The sequence below is a fragment of the Paraburkholderia sp. SIMBA_030 genome, from assembly GCF_046535245.1.
Lineage (GTDB): Bacteria > Pseudomonadota > Gammaproteobacteria > Burkholderiales > Burkholderiaceae > Paraburkholderia.
The window spans coordinates 1-270 of record NZ_JAWRXB010000592.1 but is presented as its reverse complement, the minus strand read 5'-3'; the positions used below and the strand labels follow the sequence as shown (position 1 = coordinate 270).

The following is a 270-nucleotide window of genomic DNA, read 5'->3' as shown; positions in this document are numbered from 1 at the left end:
ATGCTACCTTGGGAGCCTGTTTCCACTCCACTCGACTCCCGTCCCGTCTCATGAACGAATCCCCATTCGAAGACAGCGAACTCGCTGCGTCGGTCATGGCTGTGCCGCCTTTGGCGCGCCGCGCCGACCATGCGCTCGACGCCGCTCAAAACGCCGCGCTGATCCGCCACATCGAGGCGGGCGGCGTGCGCACGCTGCTCTATGGCGGCAACGCCAATCTGTATCACGTTGCCGTGAGCGAGTATCGCGACCTGCTGGATATGCTGTCCG

At 63.7% G+C, this 270-nt stretch carries 1 pseudogene; it reads left to right on the top strand.

The features are described from left to right. Nucleotides 1-50 precede the first annotated feature (50 nt). Nucleotides 51-270: pseudogene (locus SB772_RS41320) on the top strand (dihydrodipicolinate synthase family protein); the annotation flags it as partial.